Genomic DNA, 19,253 nt, shown 5'->3' on the forward strand with positions numbered 1-19,253 from the left:
CCAAGTGAAAGTCTCCTGCTAATTCAGCACATATCAGAGTGTATTAAAAAACCGATCTATAAAGATCGGTTTTTTTAGTTTTAGAAAACTATTCAGTTACGACTAATACCGGTAAATGAATTTCTCCTAAAAGGGCTTGAGTCACACTTCCTAAGAAGAACTTTTTAAACCCTTTTCGCCCATGTGAGCCAATCACTAATAAATCTGCTTTTAGCTCATTAGCTGCTTTAATAATTTCTGTGTGGATTGTTTGACCCTCAACAATTTTTGTTTCAACAGAAATTCCATGTTGGCTAAATTGTTCTTTAGCTTGGTCTAAAATGCTCTGAATCGATGCTCTAGCTTTATTAAAATAATCCTGTGCTAATTCTGTACTATCAATGAATTCTACAGAAATGAAAGGATCTATGGTAAGTGCATATACTAGAGTCACTTTACTGCCAAAGGCCTTAGCAATTGCTGTTGCATGATTAACGGCAATAAGTGAAGTAGGAGAACCATCGACTGGAACCAAGATATGGTGATAACTCATATATTGCTCCTTATTGTCTTGTGACAATGTATGGTGCGGAAACACCGAAATTATTATCTTTATGCTTATATTATGAACAGTTTTTAAAAAATTATTGTTTATTTTTAGTATGAATAAAAACTAAAAGGTTCATTAAACATCTTATTTTCAAAGATTGTAATGACTTTCTAAGTAAGGCTGATTTTGTTTAAGTATGGAAATAACCTGAGTAGCATCTATAGCAGATTCAAACAAGAACCCCTGGCCTATGCTGTAACCAAATTGTCGAAGTAGTTCTTCTTGTTCAGGAGTTTCAATTCCTTCAGCGATAAGCCCGAGTGATAAATTTGGAGCGAGTAAACCAATTGCTTGGACAATCGCATAAATTGATGGGTCATGTTGCATCTTTTGGATAAAGCTACAATCTACTTTTAAACTGTCAATCGGGTAATCGCGAATATGGGTTAGCGATGAGAAACCTGTCCCAAAGTCGTCAAGTGCAATACGTACCCCATGCTGTTTTAATTTATTAAGTGCACGGATCACATATTCCGAGCCTCGGTCGCCTAGCATGTGCTCAGTGACTTCCACTTCAATATAATGCGTCGGTATTTGAAATTGATTAACCTTTTTCAAAAGTCTCTCAGCATAATTATCTCTTAAGAACTCAACTGGTGCAGCATTTAGTGAAACAGGGAGTGGGGTAATACCAAGATTTATCCATTTAGCGATATCACGTAAAACTTGGTGTTGCATCGTTTCACCGATCTTACTCGCTAAATTATAATCTTTAAAAGCTTCCGCAATTTGTGCTGGGTAGCCTCTTTGAGCTGAGGTTGTATGCCATCTTAATAAAGCTTCAAATCCCACTACACGATGGGTATTTAGGTCTACTTTAGGTTGATAATAGGGTTGGATGGTATGATGGCGAATCAGCTGACGAGCTAAATTAAGCTGAGAAGCGACAGTTTCAGTCATTTGCATCATGCATGGATCATACATGCGAATACCACCACGACCACGCGCTTTTAAATCATGCAATGCCATATCGGCACAACTGAGCAAACCTGACTGGTCTACGGCATCTTGCGGGTAAATTGCGCAGCCAATGCTCATCCCACCATTTAAGACATTACCTAAATAGGTAATCGGCTGATTTAACTGTTGAAGTAAAATGGCTGCTAACTCTCGGACATCATTTTCAGAATTAAGGTTATTAATAATAACCGCAAATTCGTCTCCGCCTAGTCGCGCGACAACGCACTTTTCATCATCTACACAATGACTAAAGCGTTTGGAGAGAACTTTTAATAGATGATCGCCTGCGCTATGCCCTAAAGTATCGTTAATATGTTTAAAGTGGTCGAGGTCAATTAAAAGTAACCCTACACTTGTTTGAGTGTCTTTTGAATATGAGAGAGTACGCTTAAGTTGAAATTTAAATGAACGCCGATTATATAATCCGGTCAGTTCATCTCTCTCACTCATATTCCTAAGCTGGTTTTCTGCCAAATGTTGTTGAGTAACATTACGTGAGACACAAAGGATTTGTCCAATTTCACCATTTTCCCGATGAATCGGGGTAAGCATATTATCCCAATACTCAGGATCCTGATCTGGCAAACAGCTCATTCCTGCAAATCTAGCAACTTTACCTTGAAGAGCTTTTTTCAAAGCGACTCGACCGCGTTTACGAATGTGCGGTGGTAATAGTTCGAGCCATTTCATTCCAAATTCTGTTTCATCAACAGGTAGACCTAAAGCGAGGCACCCTGATTTGTTCATGTGAGAAAGTGTGCCGTCTACATTTAAAACTTTAATGCAATCTACACTGATATCTAACATCTGATTTTGTATTTCAATGTTCTTTTGCAAGTTTTGTTGTTCTTGAATATCGTGATCTATATCTAAAAAGCTAACATACCATTCGCTAGTTTGTGAGGAGCTGCGATACTTAGATGCTTGAATCGATAGTTTGCACCATCTATATTGATTTCCAGCTCGTAAAAGTCGACATTTTAATTCGATTCTTTTTTGTAGGCGAATTGCTTCGAGCCATCTGTTTTTGACTTCATCTAAATCGGTAGGATAAATAAAATCTAGCCATTGCGCTGGCAATGGAGAAAAAGTATCCAACCAATATTCTGTACACTCTATATTGCAATATAATATCAAGCCATTTTCATCACTCACCCAAGTTGGGAGTGGAATTTGCTCAACAATAAAATGCTTTTGGGTGTTGTTCGACATTGAAGTCATAACATGCCTAGAAAGATTGTGTTGATTAATCTATTTATTAGCCATTATTGTAATCTTTCTGTAGTAAGCAAAACAGCAAATAATAAATTTTATGTGTATTTTTTTTGAACTAAAATTGAGTTATTAAAACTAATATATACTAAAGATTTAATTTATGTTTTTGTTATTTATTAATTTTTATTTATCTTTCTTTAAAAAATATTTATGCTTATTTTTGTAAAAAACTTATTAAAACAGCAGCTTATAATTATGCATATATATTTGTCATATTAAAAATAAAACTAAGAAAGTAGAAGGAGTAAAGATAAAAAATAAAGAATTTGATAAATCAAATTTTATTCATAATATAAACAAAGAAGCTCTCAAAAGAGGTTAATTAAATACAATAATCGCTATTAAGTTTACAAAAGTAATATAAAATAATAGCTTGTATTATCGTAAAATTCTTTTTGTCAAAAAGGATATATATTTCCTTTTTGTGCATTTTATAGCCTACATTTTCCCCAAGATGTAGGTTTTTTTTATGCATAATTTTTATAGATTTTAATTATAAAAATAAAAAAAGCCAAAATGGCTTTTTATACAGTTTCTGGCTTGTTCAACTGTTGTTGTATGTACAGATTCATATAGTACTGTTCGATATAATCATCAGCATAGTTGTTTGCTAAGGTTTTTGTTGCCACTTGCTCATGTTTTAAATAGCAGTTTGATTCAAGGTCTTTTTCAAGTACCCACCAGCTACGGTTAATACGACGTACCTGAAATTTGTCACTTTTGTATTTTCTTTTAGCCATTTTCCGAAATTTGCTATTCAGTTATTGAAAGAGAATTTCTACTGGAGTTAAGAGCTCAAGTCAACAGATAGAAGGTTAATTGATTATTTTATGTGGGATGCCATTTCTCTCAATATTAAAGTAGAGACATTAAAATAGTTAAGCTCTCATAATGAGAGCTTAACTATTGGGTATAAATAGATTCTTATTTCATCTTAGCGAGAAAAGAGGTGGATCAGGAAATTTGAACAACACTTATAAGTGATATTTTGCTCCCCAAATGATGTTATAAACATCAATATATGGAGTATTTTATGGCACGTAGACCAAGAAGAAATCATTCAAATGATTTTAAAGCTAAGGTAGCACTTGCTGCGATTAAAGCAGAAAAAACACTTGCTGAATTGAGTGCTGAATTTGATGTTCATCAAAACCAAATTATCGACTGGAAAAATCAACTGATTTCAGCTTCCTCGCAAGCTTTCGATCAATCAAAAGCTCCAACAGAACCACCCATCGATCTAAAAAAACTACATGCAAAAATCGGTGAGCAGGCATTAGAAATTGATTTTTTAGAAGGTGTGTTGAAGAAACTGGGCCGCTTCAACCACAAAAGTTAATCGATGACTCACTTCAGATTTCAGTATCTAAGCAAGCTCAGCTGCTGAAAGTCTCCCGTGGTTGTTATTACTATCGCCCAAAACCTGTGAGTGCATCAGATCTGAAGCTGATGCGGTGTATGGATGAGTTACATATGCAATACCCTTTTGCAGGTAGCCGTATGATGCGTGATTTGTTGAATCGTCAAGGACATCATATAGGACGACGTCATACACGTACTTTAATGAAGAAAATGGGCATTAATGCGTTATATTGCAAACCAAATTTAAGCCAGGCTAATCAAGCTCACCGCAAATATCCATATCTGCTCAAAGGATTGGCTATTCAGCGCAGTAATCAAGTGTGGTCTACGGATATAACGTATATCCCTATGGCAAAAGGCTTTGTTTATTTATGTGCTGTGATTGATTGGCATAGCCGCAAGGTACTTGCGCATAGAGTATCGATTAGTATGGAGGTTACATTTTGCATAGAAACATTAAATGAAGCTATTGAAAAATATGGTCGACCTGAAATATTTAATACAGACCAAGGCAGTCAGTTTACCAGTGATGCATTTATTGATGTATTGAAATCAAATGACATCCAAATCAGCATGGATGGTAAAGGTCGATGGGTTGATAATGTGATGGTTGAACGATTATGGCGGAGCGTTAAATATGAAGAGGTGTATCTCAAAGCCTACAGCAATGTTTTGGATGCGAAGAAGCAATTAAACGCATATTTTGAATTTTATAATTTGAAACGACCTCATTCGAGTCTGGACAAAATGACTCCAGATGAGTTTTACTATGACCAGCTACCACAACAAAATAAGGTAGCTTAACTAGAGCAGAGTATCACTTATAAATAAGCTTTTAGTTGTTCAAACATGTGGGACCACCTCTAAAGGTTTTTTAAAAGTAATTTTAAACTTTCCATCATTTTTTCTAGCTGTAAGGGAGTAATACCTTCAAAAGACTGCTCAAGTACTACACTTGTAAGATCATTGATCTTGTTGATCATTTCAGTCCCTTTTTCTGTAAGTACTACACGAGTGATACGACCATCAGTTTGGCAAGAGTAAGTTTCAACCAAACCTTCATCTTTCAAACGATAAACAATTTTTGTGGTAGTCGACATTTTTGAAATAATCATATCTGAGAGTTCAGAAACACTTGCATGGGGCTTGCTGCTTAAAGCCAACATGATGCGTCGACGTGAGTTATCTAAACCATATTTTTTTAAAGCATTATCAATGTTTTGTACATATTGAGCATGTACTTGAGTAATCCAATAATATGGAAAATCTTCAAGAGTAAAAGATTCTGTTGTAGGTAAAAAACGCGCATACTTCTTTGTCATTGACTTTTCCCCATACCTTGGTGGATCGCATTCCTGGTGAACTATCTTTAATAGTTGAAAAATATAGTTTCATCAAGCAAGTTATAGCAGGACTTTACTTGATGAGCAAAAGTTATATAGCTTCATTTAACAATGACATGGTTTAATTGTCCTTAACTTTATAAAGCGTTCCTATAACTTTACGAACTTTAAATACTCTTCAGCTATAATCAAAGATTATTAAAGGTAAAAACTGTTTAACAAAGCCGTACCTGAAACTCTTTGAGTGGATATGTAAGATTGCATCTAAGCTTGCTTGATCGTTAATTGAACGATATTGCTTGCAAGGGCATCGTAGAAAAAAAATTATGATTTGAACGTGGCATTGAACGAGAAAGTTTTTGTCTCTAAAGTCATAACTATGAAAAATCAAGATATTTAAATAAAAAATATTTATATATATCATGACATTATATTGTTTTGGTGTGAGAGAAATTTACCATACATTTAACATGAAACATCTATTATTTAGTAAAATAAAATTAGATTTCTATATTAAATATCTGATTTTTATTAATAAATTTCAAACATTATTTTAAATACTAAGCTTTTGAAATAGAGGTATTTTTGTCTTTAAATTATAATTTCAATAAATTTTATCCATTAAATTTCAAAAGAGCCAATCTAACCGTAATACTCGCAGAAGAAGTGCCAACACAGATTATGGCAAGAGCTATTCAGATTAAATGATTTAAGTCTCAGAGAAAGAAAATTAAATATTAAATAGTTTTCAGTTTAAATTTTTATGAGATCAGGCACATATAATTTATAAAAAAAGGGAGAATTTATATTCTCCCTTTTTAATTATGAAACAGTCACAGCTTTTTCTTCTATTTTTTTCTTAACAATGGCATAGCTTATCCCTGTAACGATACTACCAGCAGCAATTGCAGCAAGATATAACCAAGCATGATTAATCGCATTGGGAATTAAAAGTACAAATACACCGCCGTGAGGAGTAACCAACTCACAATGGAATAGGGCAACGAGTGCTCCAGTCACAGCTCCACCTAAAATACAAGTTGGAATAACACGCATTGGGTCTTTAGCTGCAAAGGGAATAGCACCCTCAGAAATAAAACATAAACCTAATACGAAAGCTGCTTTTCCGGCATCTTTCTCTCCAGTACTAAATTTATTCCTAGCAATGAAAGTTGCAATAGCCATACCAATAGCAGGGACCATGCCGCCTGCCATCGTGGCTGCCATAGGCATATAAGTATTTGTTGTCAGCAGTCCAACAGTAAAAGCGTAGGCTGCTTTATTGATTGGACCACCCAAATCAATACACATCATGCTTGCTAATATAATGCCCATTAACACGGCATTTGTTGTACCCATATTGTTTAGGAAGTCTTTCATTAGCTCAAAAATATGTGCTACTGGCTGACCCACCACGTAGAACATAATCAGACCAACAAATAAAGTACCTAATAGCGGAATAATTAAAATAGGTTTAAGTGCTTCTAAACTTGTAGGAAGTTTGAGTTTTTTTGCAATAAAAAGCGCGATATAGCCAGCAAGAAAACCTGAGACAATACCTCCTAAAAAACCTGCTTGTAACTGAGAAGCAAGTAGGCCGCCAATTAAACCAGGTGCGAGGCCAGGACGATCAGCAATCGAGTAGGCGATATAACCAGATAACATTGGAACCATAAGCATAAATGCAGCGGCACCAATTTGTTTTAATATAGCCGGTAAGCTGCCTGCTTGTTCAGCTGCATTAAGGCCAAAGCATAAAGACAGAGCAATTAAAAGACCTCCCGCCACCACCATAGGTAACATATAAGAGACACCCGTTAAGAGATGTTTATATACGCCAACTTTTTCGGTTTTATCTTTGTTTTCTGTAGAAGTTTGTTGCTTACCTTGTTCTAAAACTTGCGCATTGCTGATTGCCTCAGCAAAAGCTTTATCTGTTTGCTTTAGAGCAAAACCTGTACTACATCTATAAACACGTTTACCTACAAAACGGTCTGTATTAACTTCAATGTCAGTCGCAAGAATGACGATGTCCGCATCAGCAATAGCTTGAGGTGATAAGATATTTTTTGCGCCAACGGAACCTTGAGTTTCTACTTCAATCTCATAACCGAGCTTTTCTGCGCCTTGCTGTAAAGCTTCGGCTGCCATAAAAGTATGCGCGACACCCGTAGGACACGCAGTGATCGCAACAAATTTTTTAGCTGTAGTTGCTGATAAGCTATTATCATTTTGCCAGTCTTGAGCAGATTTAAAATGATCTAAAGCAGTTTGAAGAGCTGAATCAGTATCACTTTTGATCTCTTCAATGTTAATGAAAGATAAAGGGTGTGTACCAAAAATATTAAGATTTTTCGGGCGTTGTCCAACAACGATAACTTGGTCAAAGCTTTCATTCACCTCGAATTCATCAAGTGAAATAATACTATTTTGATAACCCCGTTGGGACGCGACTTGTGCAAGCTTACGAGCTAAAATCAAAGCATTGACTTGCTGTTGCGGACTATTAATAACAAATAATAAACGTTTAGTAGTTGGCATCAGATTCACTCAATGAATTGATTATAGTTTGGGCTTTTAATTGGTTTAGCTTTTCAGCATTAGGAATACGAAAGCCTATTTGTGTTACTGCGTGGCTTGCAATTGCGGTAGCAGTTTTTAATGTTTCCTCGGCAGAGAAGCCACCCAATAAGCCATGAATCATCCCTGCTAAAAGAGAGTCACCCGCACCAACTGTACTTTTAACTATCACTTTAGGTGCTGTGGCATGAAGTGGGTGAGTGTCATTTAACCAGTTTACACCGTCTTCACCCATCGAAATAACGACATGTTCAATTTTAGCTAAGTTTGCAAAAAGTTTTTTTTGTTCAGCATAGGTTGTAGCAGGAAGCTGATAACTTTCTACTAACTCATCTGTATTTGGTTTAATCATCCAAGGTTGACATTCAATTGCAGCCACCAACGCTTTACCACTTGTATCAAGTGCAACTTTTTTTCCTTGCTGTTGAATGAGCTTAATAAGTTGTTGTAACTCATCAACACTAAAACCTTGTGGTAGGCTTCCAGCAATAGCAACCACATCTACCTGAGGCAAAATCATCTCGATTTTTTGAAAGAGGTTTTTCTTATCTAGTTCAGATATGAAAAAACCTTTTCCATTCAAATCAGTCATACGTCCCGAATGTTCAGCAATTTTTATATTTTGGCGAGTTTCACCTTCAATATAAATAAATTCAGGCTGAAATTGAGCTTCTTTAAAATGATCATCGAAAATCTGTCTGTTTGTTGCTCCTAGAAAACCAGAAACAATAACCTCATGTCCCAAATCTTTTAAAACTTGTGCAATATTTAAACCTTTGCCTGCCGCGTGTATTTCTACAGATTCTTGACGGTTTACTTGACCTATCTGTAACTCTTTGAGTTGTATAGTCACATCAATTGCAGGATTTAAAGTAATTGTTAAAACTTTAGCCATTACCATTCCTAATCTTTACATTTCTTGTTCGGATAACTGACGTACAGCAGTAGCGCTATCACATTCAAGTGCACGCTTTGCAAGCACTTGAGCTTGACTGTAGTTAAGTGTACGAATTTGGGCTTTAACCAAAGGAATACTATTCGGTGACATACTAAGCTCATCCACTCCTAAGCCCATCAGAATAGGTACAGCTTTTGGATCGGCTGCGAGTTCACCACATATACCAACCCATTTACCATACTTATGTGCAGCTTTTACAGTTTGATCAATCAATTGCAAAATACTTGGGTGTAGTCCATCAGCTTCAGCTGAAAGGATAGGGTGTCCACGGTCAATGGCTAATGTATATTGAGTTAAATCATTTGTTCCGATACTGAAAAAGTCCACTTCTTTCGCGAGAATAGGTGCAAGTAAAGCAGCAGAAGGAACTTCAATCATGATACCAACTTGTAAGTTGGTGCATGGATGTACAGCTTTAACTTCATCAAGAATAGCTTTTGCAGCACGCCATTCTTCCACACGGCCAATCATTGGAAACATGATTCGTAAAGGACGATCATCTGCAGCTTTAAGCAAAGCAATAAGTTGTTGACGCAACAGCTCTGGCTGTCTTAGCGTTAAACGGATACCTCTTAGACCTAAAAATGGATTTTCTTCTTCAGCAATTGGAAGGTAAGGGAGTGGTTTGTCACCACCTACATCTAGCGTACGTACTACGAGAGGGCGGCCCGCTAGAGCATCTAAAACAATACGATAATCTGCTTCTTGGGTAGCTTCACTCGGAGCGCTACTATGCGCCATAAAAACAAGCTCAGTCCTGAGTAGGCCAATTGCTTCAGCACCATATTCAACCGCATGGGCTGTTGCTTGAACTTTTCCTAAATTGGCAGCAATTTCGATTTGATGTTGATCTAGAGTAATCGCAGGTTCTTGGCTGTGACGTTCAGCTTCTTCACGAATTTTTTTCTGAAGCTCTCGCTCTTGTTTTGCTTGTTCGATTTGTTGAGCATTAGGATTTAAGATAAAAGCTCCGGTGTCTCCATTAATTAAAAGAGAACTTTTTTGCTCAATATCTAGTACTTGATCACCAGCGCCAACAATTGCAGGGATACCTAGAGCACGAGCAACAATAGCACTATGAGCGCTTGCACCACCTACGGCGGTCAAAATACCTGCTACACGATCTTTATTAAGGCGGGCTACATCACTTGGTCCCACGTCATACATGATCAATATATAAGGTTCTTTAGGTTCTTCGATGATGACCTCACCGCAGAGTTGAGCCAAAACGCGATCACCAATATCACGTAAGTCTGTAGCACGCTCAGCTAATAATCGATCTGGTAAAGCTGCTTGCTCTTTGGCTGCTGCTTCAATATGCTCATGCCAGGCAGCAGGAGCAGAAAGATTTAGGTTAATCTTTTGATAAACACCATTAATAAGATCTGGGTCATCAAGCATTTCCAAATGTGCTTGGAAGATTTGCTTAATTTCAGCCACTTCAGATTTTGCAATAACTTGGTGAATATTGTTTTTAACTGCGTGAAGTGCAATATCAAGTTTTTCTTTTTCTGCTTTGACACTTAAGCCCATGCGTTCATATTGGTAAACCTTAGGTTTAATTACATGTACAGGGCCAAAAGCTAAACCGCTTGAAGCAGCAATTCCTGTATTTTTGCTAAGTGGTTTTGAATGGCTTGGGATTTCACTAGATTGCTCTACTTTGATGTCTGAAGATTTTATAGGTTCAACTTCTTCACCTAAGCCTTGTTGTACTGCCAGAATAACTTTATCTAAAGCTTCAACTGCATCCGTTTCTGGTTCAGCAATGAAACGTAAAGTTTGGCCGCGTTTACAACCTAAAGCTAAGAGACGTGTCAAACTTTTAGCTGAAACAAAATTGCCTTCATCTACTGCGACTTGGATATCACCTTGAAAACTTTTTGTTAGGTTTACTAAATGAGTTGCTGGTCGAGCATGTAATCCATGTGCATTAGCGAGTACAACAGAACGGTGGGGCCAATCGGGAATAACATCTGCACCAATGATTTTAGCAATTTCATTTGGTGCTTGTGTTTGGTCTAATTGTGCAACTTGCTCTGGATTAAACAGAATATCAATCAGTCGATTAAATCTCTGGCTATCTAATTGTTCATTGGCAGCTATACAAACTAGCGTATTTAACTTTTTTTCACCTAGCTCTAAAGCATGGCGAGGCTTTACGATACTGATTGCTGGTTGTTGAACAAACTTACTACTTGAAATAGACCAGATTTGATCTTGTAGTTGAATAACTTGATCAGGGTCAAGTGAACTTAGAAAGCCGCACTTTACGAAATTGTGCTTTTTTAGAATCTGAGATGCTGACCAAAATAAATCTTCAATATCTTGAGATTCAATTTCAGTTTGAATTAAATTCTCATGCAAAGTTAAAGATAATGGTTGAGCTTGTAAGATTTCAATAATTTGTTCAGGTTGTTTAGCATTTTTTACCTGTTCACTTACATCATGCATTAAAGCTCGAGTTAATATTTGTAGAACTTGTAAATGTTCATCAGATTTTGCTGCAATAACAACAGCTAAATAAATTCTGTTTTCACCATCCCATATAATTCCTTCTGGAAAGTGAGCTAAACGGATACCTGTTTCTAGAATAAATTCGCGAGATTGGGGTGTACCGTGGGGAATAGCAATGCCTTGACCTAAATAGGTGGCACTTTGTTGTTCGCGATTAATGAGTCCTGTAATGTAGTCAGGTGTAACTAACCCATCTTTTACCAATATATCTACTAGACACTGTAATGCATGCTTTTTATCAACAGCATGTTGATTCATATGAATATATCGAGGCTCTAGTGCTAGCATACTTATCCTTGAACAATTTCTTTGGTTTAGCTAAACAGAAAAAAAGAAGCTGTTAGTATTAAAAAAAGGTTAGTTTAACCGTTTTTAAACAACAGCTTCGTATAAATAACGATAGCAGAACTTTAAAGCTATATCGACGTATTTACGTAAATAATGCTTGTTTTTAATACAAAGGAATAGGTGATTAATATATTTTGTTTTCTTATGATAATTATTAGGTTAATAAACTAACTTTATAAAAGAAGTGGGTATTAATATTAAAAAAAACCTCTATACCGGATTACGGGTATAGAGGCAAAAGTAAAAGATCAATAGATTAGTGTTGGATTTCCTGTTCTAAAAGTGACCATAAGTTTTGATGTGATTTTTTAAACATTAGCATGTGCCCAATTGATTTATGCCCAAGTTTCATGGGATTTAGCTCTAGCATTTTTGTGGGCGCATTAGGATAAAGTTTTAATAAATCTTCAACGTTACGCTCGGTTGCAATTTCATCGTCACTTGCCCAAATTGAAGTAATAGGGCAGATAATTTCACTATGAAAATCATGATGGACTGTTTTACCTATAGCATTTTTCACATAGCCAGGATGGCTGCAAAATTCTCGCCACTGTTGGGCGACTTTTTTAGGTAAGTTTTCTCCCATTCCAATAAATTGAGTAGCACCATAACCTTTAAAAGCACTAGAAATTGGAAAGATGACATTGAACATTACCGGTGCTAAAAACTTGGTTTTACCTTTAAGACCTTTTACATGGCCAGTGGAACCTGCGACCGCGATAACTTTTGCTACTTTATGAAAATTAGGAACAATTCCTAATAGCTGCCCACCAGCACTGTGGCCAAGAAGGGTAACTTGTTCTGCTTTAGTTTTTTCTAATAACGTATCAATTGCACAAGGAATATCGAGAACTCCCCAATCATTAATACTTGCTGTACTTTGCTTCAAAGACCCGTGTAAAGAGCCTCCAATTCCACGGAAATCAAAGCTTAATACGTCATATCCTTGTTCGCTTAACCATGTAGCAAAAGAATGATAGAAGTTTTTAGTAATACCTGTTGCTGGACAGATCAATACGGGATTTGCTGATTTTGGGGATTGAGCTGGATAAAAATGTGCAGCAAGTTGATAACCATCTTTACAGGTCATCCAAAATGATTCAAAAGTGTTATCCATAATATTTCGTAGTGATTGGTTTATTGATGTCTTTAATTTACACGAGTTCTGAAATGAAACTTGGTTAAAATGTGACTATAAAGTCAATATTTATGTTATATAGCTCATTAAATTTGAATAAAACAAATAATTGGAAAAAATATGGATTTACCGAAAGCTGTACAGCTCGCAATTGTATTTAGTGGTATATTTTTATGGATAGGGATGTTGACTGGGGTATGGAAATATTGGCAAATACGCCGTTCAGAATTAAGTCGTGCTCATTATTATGTGGATATCGCTCATCGAAGTAGTTTGTTATATGCAGCTGCTAGCCTAATTTTAGCTGTATTAAGCTATTTTACTGTTTTAAATGAAAATATTACTTTATGGTGTGTATTCGCAAATATTCTATTTTTTAGTTTTTCAATTCTGGTTTATATCATACATGGCTATTTACAGGACACAACAAATCAATTCAAACGTCCTCACAAGCTAGGTCGTTTTAGCTTACCTTCATGGATGATGACTTTAATGATGGTGGGATTAATTTTGACTGAATTAGTAGCTACAGCGATTTTAGTTATCGGAACAATTTTTTTATTTTTGGATGTATAAAAATGGATGATTGCTCATCCATTTTTTAAGTATTCGAGTTTTGTTGACTAAGACGTCTTTTAGCTAGTTTTCGCATCTTATGGTCGACAAAGGCCCACACACAAAATATGAAAGAAACAACCATCGCATACATAAAGTATTCGGGTTTCAGATTTCCTTTAATCATACCTTGAAACAGTAAAGTCAGCATAAGAGCAAGCGGTGTTACTCCATAAACAACTGAATCTTTGCTGTTCAGAGTGTTAATGAAGACTTGTTTGTTGAAATGTAATGATAACATCTCCATCCCTCCTTGTGGTTGCGCTAAAACCGAATGTTTTAGTCAAGAATAAGTTTAATGTTGTACTTCTATTTTTAATTCAATTCAATAGTGAATAGAAAATTTTTTGAACAGTTTTATAAAAAACTCTATGTTTATAAATGGTTAAGGTATTAAAAAAGTAAATATTAAATATTTTTGTATAAAATACTTAATATTTTAGAAAAGAGAAAATATTTTAATGAAAAGTGTAATAATTTCTCTTTTCTATCATTTCAGGTTAGCTGTTTTGTTTTTTTAAAAATATATCAATCGCATGTTGAGCAATTTCTGCATCTTCAAAAGATTGGACACCAGAAACGCCAATGGCCCCTAAAATTTGTCCGTCATAAATAATGGGTTTTCCACCTTCTAACATTCCTTGAGCACTAGGCATACTTAAAAAACCTAAGCGTCCACTTTGCAGAAGTTCTTCGTAAAATTTTGAAGGTCTACCTGATATTGAAGAGCATTTTGCTTTTTCTAAACATAAATGTGAGGATAAAGGTGAAGCACCATCTAAACGCTTCATCAACAGTAGAGAACTTGTTTCATCAACAATAGCGATACTGACTTTAAAGTTGTGTTCAATTGCATATTTTTGAGCTTCTTCCATTAAAAACTCTGCATCTGCTTGTGTTAGGTAATATTTACTTTTCATTGTTGCTCTTCTTTCCTAGTAAGCTAAAAATTATTTTAGTGTAATTTTACAGTAAAAACTGATTATATCTATAGTTGATTTGTCATTGAAAGTAGTGTGGAAATAAAATGCCGGTTGGGTAAACTCAGCATTTTATTCAATATATAAAATCATGTTTGGGTAAAACTCGATTTCAAAAAAGACACTAGATTAAATGTTTTTAAATTTAACTTTGTCGATAATTACGGTAATTGCTAGAACAACTAAAGATGGGATCAACCAAGCTAAGTTTTGTTCATTTAAAGGTAAATGTTGAAGAAAATTAGGTAAATAATCACCAAAACCAGCAACTTTAATACCGTCAATAATACCGAAAATTAAAGCAATACTTGTTACTGAACCGACAATAAAAGAGGGTTTGTGCCAAAATTTCCAAAAGAAGCTCAGCATAATCACAACAATGGCTGGTGGATAAATTGCACTTAAAACAGGTACTGATACGGCAATAAGTTTGGTTAATCCAAGATTAGAAATAATGAAAGAGAAACCAACTAAAATGAATACTAAAAGTTTGTAAGGTAATTTAGTTAACTGAGCAAAATACTCACCGCAAGCACAAGTTAAGCCAATCGCTGTCACCATACATGCTAAGAAAATGAGGCCAGTTAAGAATAATGAACCCATATTGCCAAAAGCATGTTGAACATATGCATGTAAAATTACTGCACCATTTGCTGCATTTGGTGCTACTTCATGACTACCTACACCTAATTTGAATAAGCTTAAATAGACTAAAGTAAGACCTGCACCAGAAATAAGACTGGCAATAATCGCATACTTAGTGACTAATTTTTTATCGGTAACACCACGCGAATAAATCGCTTGAATAATTACGATACCGAATACTAATGCGCCTAAAGTATCCATAGTGAGATAACCGTTTACGAAACCTTCCGAAACTGGAGATTCAACGTAATGGTTGATTGGAGCAGGGACGTAACCCGCTGGGATCATAACTGCTGCAATACCTAAAATTGCTAAAGCAATAATTTTTAGGGGAGCAAGCACATGACCAACAGTATCTAATAACTTGTTTGGATAAAGTGAAACTACAGTTACAAATGAAAAATAAATTGCGCTGTAAATTAAAAGGCTACTACTTGATGTTCCAAAATAAGATGAAAAACCAATTTCATAAGAAACAGTAGCTGTACGTGGAGTAGCAAATAAAGGGCCTACTGATAAATAACAAACAACGGTTAAAATCAGACTTGCTACTCGGCCGAGAGGAGAGCTAATAATTTCAATGGAACCCTGCATACGAGAGAGTGCCATGATGGTAATTACGGGTAGACCAACTGCAGTAATCAAAAAGCCTATAGCGGCTAGCCATACATGATCACCGGCTTGTTGAGCGACAATGGGAGGAAAGATAATATTGCCAGCCCCAATAAAAAGAGCAAAGGTCATAAAACCTAGGGCAATAATATCTCCAGTACGAAGATGTTGCATAAATTAAAATTAATAAAAAAGAAGGAATTTTAGAGCAAAAGAGATCATGATCAAGCGGTATTTTATGTGAAAAAGATTTTTTTCAGAGCATAAAAACCTTTAATAGATATTAAAAATATCAACTGGTTAAGGTATGTATTTGAAAAACCATTGAAAGAAATTAGGAAATCATTTTTTGTCTCTGACTTTTTAAAGAAATTATGCAAAAATAAAAGTATGAATTTCTATTATGAATGTTGAATATTTGGGCATTTAATGCTTCCAGCCTATCCTATATCCGTTCTAGAATATTCTAAATTAACTTACATTTTTGTAGGCGTGGTAAAAGCAGTGCCTACGAGGATAAAACTGAATGAGAGCTTCTACTGTTACAATAAAAACTGAACAAGATCTGGAAAAGTTAAGAATTTCTGGACGCTTGGCTGCACAAGTTTTAGAAATGATAGGGGCATATATTAAACCGGGTGTATCTACTGAATATTTAGATAACCTGTGTAATGACTATATTGTAAATACTTTAAAAGTTATTCCTGCGAATGTGGGATATCATGGTTTTACTAAAACAATATGTACATCAGTAAATGAAGTAGTTTGCCATGGAATTCCGTCACCGAATAAGATTTTAAAAGATGGCGATATTATTAATATTGATGTCGCAATTATTAAAGATGGCTATTTTGGTGATACGAGCCGCATGTATTTTGTAGGTGATGTAAACCCGCAAGCAAAAAAACTTGTTGATACAACTTATGAAGCGATGGTTGCTGGGATTCATGCTGTTAAGCCAGGAGCTACACTAGGCGATATTGGTTATGCTATTCAGTCAGTTGCTCATCGAGAAGGGTATAGCATTGTTCGAGAATATTGTGGTCATGGGATTGGTAAGGTTTATCATGAACAACCTAATGTTTTACATTATGGACAGCGCGGCCAAGGCTTAGTATTAAAAAAAGGTATGGTCTTTACGATTGAACCGATGATTAATGCGGGTAGACCACAGGTTAAAGAATTAAATGACGGATGGACAGTTATTACTCAAGATCTTTCGTTATCTGCGCAATGGGAACATATGGTTGCTGTAACTGACACTGGCTTTGAACTCTTAACACCTTGGCCTGAAGGTGTAGGAAACTATCCTGTAATTTAAAAATAAAAAAAGTTCGATAATTATCGAACTTTTTTTAAATTCATTTTAATGCTCAGAAAGATGTTCTACCAAATAATCAATAAATACTCGTACAGCAGGTAATAACCCTCGGCGTGATGGATATACAGCATGTAATATACCGTGAGGAGCTTTCCATTCCGGTAAAATTTGTACAAGCTGTCCAGATTTTAGAAAATCTTCTGCTGCGCTCTCTGGTAGTAAAGCGATCCCACAGTTTTGACTCGCTAATTGCGCCAACATATGGATATTTGTACCCATTACGATAGGGCTGACTTTGATTTTCTTTTGCTGATTGTCTGGACCATGCAAAAGGAATTGTTGATCAAGATGCTCTTCTGACAAACTTAAAATGCGATGCTCACTAAGTTGTTCTGGATTTTTTATATCTCCAAATTCATTTAGATATGCTTGACTTGCAAATAGACTCTGTTCAATAAGTGCAAACTGTCTAAGAACTAAACTTGGATCATCATCTAGTTTTGAGCGAACACGTAAAGCAATATCAATTCCTTCATTAATGACATCTACTCGACGATTGCTGACCATAAGTTGCAAACGAATTTCTGGATATTTTTTTAAGAAAGCAGGCAAAATTTTAGGCAGTTGATTTTGAGCAATATCAACAGGAACACTAACCTTTACAACACCTCTAGGTTGAATGCTTAAATGATCAACCAAATCATGAGCAGCCTGTGCAGCATTCATCATGACTTGAGCATGTCTATAAATATCCATCCCAATATCTGTAACAGCAAAATGACGAGAGCTGCGTTGAATCAGGCGAACGCCTAAGTTTTCTTCTAGGCTATATACACGACGACTTAGTTTTGATTTTGGTATATCCGTTACACGCTCAGCGGCACTAAAACCACCATGCTCAACGACGAGAGCAAAACAATAAAAATCATCAAGATCAGTGAGCATTAAAATATCCTATTTCTGCAACAACCATGATTTTACATTATTAATTTTGCAACGATAATTCTTAAACTAAATTTTTTGTAATTAAAACATATACTAAGATATTTCCTTTAACTGAGAATTTGAAATTATATTGTCATTACAATGTAATTTTATTGTATGTTTTTTGATGAGTGGTTCTAGCCTTTTCTAGAACTTTCAATTAATTTCTTTTACACTACAATTTTCTATTCTTTTCAAATCTAATGCACTATCAATTAATTGAACTTAACGATACTTCTGCGAATATTGAATGTCCATTTTGCAAACAAGCAATAATTGACTGGGCGCAAGAACAATATATTCAGCCATGTGAACATACTTTATTTATTGCTATGGATTTGGGGTTTGAATTTATTGCTGATCGATTTGAAGAGTGTATGGATCAAAATGTGGATGAGTTGCACGAAGATCCGAATATGAATATTTTTGAAGCTCTCACGACAACAACTTATGAAAATCTAATTATTTTAAAATCTGATTTAGGTGTGGAAAATTTATTTCGCTATGTCGGGGTAAGTGATCGTTGAAATTGAGAGTATAAAAAAGCCAATCTATTGATTGGCTTTTTTATTATTTACGCTTCTGGCGCTGCGCTGTATTGTTCAACTAATGGTTTTAATTCGCCATTTTGGAACATTTCAAGCATGATATCGCTACCACCAATAAGTTCGCCATTTACCCAAAGTTGCGGGAATGTAGGCCAGTTCGCAATTTTTGGTAATGTTGCACGAATATCAGGGTTTTCCAAAATATTTACATATGCAAATGGACGACCAATTTGACTGAGCGCCTCTACAGCACGTGCAGAGAAACCACATTGTGGAAACTGTGGAGTGCCTTTCATGTAAAGTAAAACGGGATGCTTCGCAATTTGATCGCGGATTAACGCTTCAGTATCACGTGCTTGTTCAGTCATAAAGAGATCCTCAACTAATCTAGCAGCATTATAGGGGGTGTTTACATCGCTTTGCAAACCACCTGATTACTTAAAGTTGCATTGAATATTCAATATTTTATTGTATAAAC

At 35.5% G+C, this 19,253-nt stretch carries 17 protein-coding genes; 4 read left to right on the forward strand and 13 right to left on the reverse strand.

Going from position 1 to position 19,253, the window contains the following annotated elements; genetic code table 11:
- Positions 1 to 88: 88 nt before the first annotated feature.
- From H7R46_RS07650 to H7R46_RS07660, 3 genes are all read right to left on the reverse strand, one after another.
- Complete coding sequence (locus H7R46_RS07650; RefSeq protein WP_002120966.1) at positions 89 to 532, reverse strand: universal stress protein; 444 nt, start codon at positions 530 to 532, stop codon at positions 89 to 91.
- Between the two features lie 147 nt (positions 533 to 679).
- Positions 680 to 2,770 carry a putative bifunctional diguanylate cyclase/phosphodiesterase gene (locus tag H7R46_RS07655; protein WP_005068948.1) on the reverse strand — a complete coding sequence of 697 codons (2,091 nt, stop codon included), beginning with the start codon at positions 2,768 to 2,770 and terminating at the stop codon, positions 680 to 682.
- Positions 2,771 to 3,348: 578 nt separating this feature from the next.
- Positions 3,349 to 3,564 carry a hypothetical protein gene (locus H7R46_RS07660; RefSeq protein WP_002120955.1) on the reverse strand — a complete coding sequence of 72 codons (216 nt, stop codon included), beginning with the start codon at positions 3,562 to 3,564 and terminating at the stop codon, positions 3,349 to 3,351.
- Between the two features lie 281 nt (positions 3,565 to 3,845).
- Here H7R46_RS07660 and H7R46_RS07665 point away from each other — a divergent pair.
- A protein-coding gene (locus tag H7R46_RS07665; protein WP_085944219.1) for an IS3 family transposase occupies positions 3,846 to 4,990 on the forward strand; the annotation gives its coding sequence in 2 pieces (ribosomal slippage) (positions 3,846 to 4,110 and positions 4,110 to 4,990; 1,146 coding nt in all).
- 59 nt (positions 4,991 to 5,049) lie between these two features.
- Here H7R46_RS07665 and H7R46_RS07670 read toward each other — a convergent pair.
- The 5 genes from H7R46_RS07670 to H7R46_RS07690 form a co-directional block, all read right to left on the reverse strand.
- Positions 5,050 to 5,508, reverse strand: a complete 459-nt coding sequence (locus H7R46_RS07670) for a MarR family winged helix-turn-helix transcriptional regulator (protein ID WP_182924251.1) — start codon at positions 5,506 to 5,508, stop codon at positions 5,050 to 5,052.
- An 843-nt stretch (positions 5,509 to 6,351) separates the two neighbouring features.
- A complete protein-coding gene (locus tag H7R46_RS07675; protein ID WP_005068953.1) occupies positions 6,352 to 8,070 on the reverse strand; it encodes a fructose-specific PTS transporter subunit EIIC in 1,719 nt (572 codons plus the stop codon).
- Positions 8,057 to 9,004: a 1-phosphofructokinase gene (pfkB, locus tag H7R46_RS07680; RefSeq protein WP_005068955.1), complete on the reverse strand. Its 948-nt coding sequence runs from the start codon at positions 9,002 to 9,004 to the stop codon at positions 8,057 to 8,059. Before pfkB ends, H7R46_RS07675 begins: the two co-directional genes overlap by 14 nt.
- Before the next feature lie 15 nt (positions 9,005 to 9,019).
- A complete protein-coding gene (gene ptsP, locus H7R46_RS07685; RefSeq protein ID WP_086260935.1) occupies positions 9,020 to 11,872 on the reverse strand; it encodes a phosphoenolpyruvate--protein phosphotransferase in 2,853 nt (950 codons plus the stop codon).
- Between the two features lie 316 nt (positions 11,873 to 12,188).
- Entirely contained in the window at positions 12,189 to 13,049 is an 861-nt protein-coding gene (locus tag H7R46_RS07690; protein ID WP_005068960.1) for an alpha/beta fold hydrolase, read from the reverse strand.
- A 141-nt stretch (positions 13,050 to 13,190) separates the two neighbouring features.
- On the opposite strand from H7R46_RS07690, the gene H7R46_RS07695 reads away from it, so the two are divergent.
- Complete coding sequence (locus H7R46_RS07695) at positions 13,191 to 13,646, forward strand: hypothetical protein (RefSeq protein ID WP_005068962.1); 456 nt, start codon at positions 13,191 to 13,193, stop codon at positions 13,644 to 13,646.
- Positions 13,647 to 13,671: 25 nt separating this feature from the next.
- On the opposite strand, the gene H7R46_RS07700 is transcribed toward H7R46_RS07695, so the two are convergent.
- The 3 genes from H7R46_RS07700 to brnQ form a co-directional block, all read right to left on the reverse strand.
- On the reverse strand, positions 13,672 to 13,926 hold the full coding sequence (locus tag H7R46_RS07700) for a hypothetical protein (RefSeq protein WP_005068965.1): 255 nt from the start codon (positions 13,924 to 13,926) through the stop codon (positions 13,672 to 13,674).
- A gap of 259 nt (positions 13,927 to 14,185) precedes the next feature.
- Complete coding sequence (locus H7R46_RS07705) at positions 14,186 to 14,605, reverse strand: GlcG/HbpS family heme-binding protein (RefSeq protein ID WP_002120910.1); 420 nt, start codon at positions 14,603 to 14,605, stop codon at positions 14,186 to 14,188.
- A gap of 189 nt (positions 14,606 to 14,794) precedes the next feature.
- Positions 14,795 to 16,096: a branched-chain amino acid transport system II carrier protein gene (gene brnQ, locus H7R46_RS07710; RefSeq protein ID WP_002120935.1), complete on the reverse strand. Its 1,302-nt coding sequence runs from the start codon at positions 16,094 to 16,096 to the stop codon at positions 14,795 to 14,797.
- 352 nt (positions 16,097 to 16,448) lie between these two features.
- On the opposite strand from brnQ, the gene map reads away from it, so the two are divergent.
- Positions 16,449 to 17,243 carry a type I methionyl aminopeptidase gene (gene map, locus H7R46_RS07715; protein WP_002121088.1) on the forward strand — a complete coding sequence of 265 codons (795 nt, stop codon included), beginning with the start codon at positions 16,449 to 16,451 and terminating at the stop codon, positions 17,241 to 17,243.
- Positions 17,244 to 17,288: 45 nt separating this feature from the next.
- Here the strand turns inward: map and H7R46_RS07720 are convergent, their stop codons facing one another.
- Positions 17,289 to 18,188, reverse strand: a complete 900-nt coding sequence (locus tag H7R46_RS07720; protein WP_002120927.1) for a LysR family transcriptional regulator — start codon at positions 18,186 to 18,188, stop codon at positions 17,289 to 17,291.
- A gap of 242 nt (positions 18,189 to 18,430) precedes the next feature.
- Between H7R46_RS07720 and H7R46_RS07725 the strand changes: the two genes are divergently transcribed.
- Positions 18,431 to 18,754, forward strand: coding sequence for a hypothetical protein (locus H7R46_RS07725; RefSeq protein ID WP_005068972.1), 324 nt, complete (start codon positions 18,431 to 18,433; stop codon positions 18,752 to 18,754).
- 47 nt (positions 18,755 to 18,801) lie between these two features.
- On the opposite strand, the gene grxD is transcribed toward H7R46_RS07725, so the two are convergent.
- Positions 18,802 to 19,143, reverse strand: a complete 342-nt coding sequence (gene grxD, locus H7R46_RS07730; protein WP_002120913.1) for a Grx4 family monothiol glutaredoxin — start codon at positions 19,141 to 19,143, stop codon at positions 18,802 to 18,804.
- Positions 19,144 to 19,253 lie beyond the last annotated feature (110 nt).

Source organism: Acinetobacter sp. BEC1-S18-ESBL-01 (assembly GCF_014169935.1).
GTDB lineage: Bacteria > Pseudomonadota > Gammaproteobacteria > Pseudomonadales > Moraxellaceae > Acinetobacter > Acinetobacter pittii.

What these genes read in the sequence shown, in the direction of transcription:
- H7R46_RS07660 (WP_002120955.1), bottom strand. Translation starts at nt 3,564, where the DNA reads ATGGCTAAAAGAAAATACAAAAGTGACAAATTTCAGGTACGTCGTATT.
- grxD (WP_002120913.1), bottom strand. Translation starts at nt 19,143, where the DNA reads ATGACTGAACAAGCACGTGATACTGAAGCGTTAATCCGCGATCAAATT.
- H7R46_RS07725 (WP_005068972.1), top strand. Translation starts at nt 18,431, where the DNA reads ATGCACTATCAATTAATTGAACTTAACGATACTTCTGCGAATATTGAA.
- H7R46_RS07720 (WP_002120927.1), bottom strand. Translation starts at nt 18,188, where the DNA reads ATGCTCACTGATCTTGATGATTTTTATTGTTTTGCTCTCGTCGTTGAG.
- H7R46_RS07650 (WP_002120966.1), bottom strand. Translation starts at nt 532, where the DNA reads ATGAGTTATCACCATATCTTGGTTCCAGTCGATGGTTCTCCTACTTCA.
- H7R46_RS07705 (WP_002120910.1), bottom strand. Translation starts at nt 14,605, where the DNA reads ATGAAAAGTAAATATTACCTAACACAAGCAGATGCAGAGTTTTTAATG.
- H7R46_RS07695 (WP_005068962.1), top strand. Translation starts at nt 13,191, where the DNA reads ATGGATTTACCGAAAGCTGTACAGCTCGCAATTGTATTTAGTGGTATA.
- H7R46_RS07670 (WP_182924251.1), bottom strand. Translation starts at nt 5,508, where the DNA reads ATGACAAAGAAGTATGCGCGTTTTTTACCTACAACAGAATCTTTTACT.
- H7R46_RS07675 (WP_005068953.1), bottom strand. Translation starts at nt 8,070, where the DNA reads ATGCCAACTACTAAACGTTTATTATTTGTTATTAATAGTCCGCAACAG.
- ptsP (WP_086260935.1), bottom strand. Translation starts at nt 11,872, where the DNA reads ATGCTAGCACTAGAGCCTCGATATATTCATATGAATCAACATGCTGTT.
- H7R46_RS07655 (WP_005068948.1), bottom strand. Translation starts at nt 2,770, where the DNA reads ATGACTTCAATGTCGAACAACACCCAAAAGCATTTTATTGTTGAGCAA.
- H7R46_RS07700 (WP_005068965.1), bottom strand. Translation starts at nt 13,926, where the DNA reads ATGTTATCATTACATTTCAACAAACAAGTCTTCATTAACACTCTGAAC.
- map (WP_002121088.1), top strand. Translation starts at nt 16,449, where the DNA reads ATGAGAGCTTCTACTGTTACAATAAAAACTGAACAAGATCTGGAAAAG.
- pfkB (WP_005068955.1), bottom strand. Translation starts at nt 9,004, where the DNA reads ATGGCTAAAGTTTTAACAATTACTTTAAATCCTGCAATTGATGTGACT.
- brnQ (WP_002120935.1), bottom strand. Translation starts at nt 16,096, where the DNA reads ATGCAACATCTTCGTACTGGAGATATTATTGCCCTAGGTTTTATGACC.
- H7R46_RS07690 (WP_005068960.1), bottom strand. Translation starts at nt 13,049, where the DNA reads ATGGATAACACTTTTGAATCATTTTGGATGACCTGTAAAGATGGTTAT.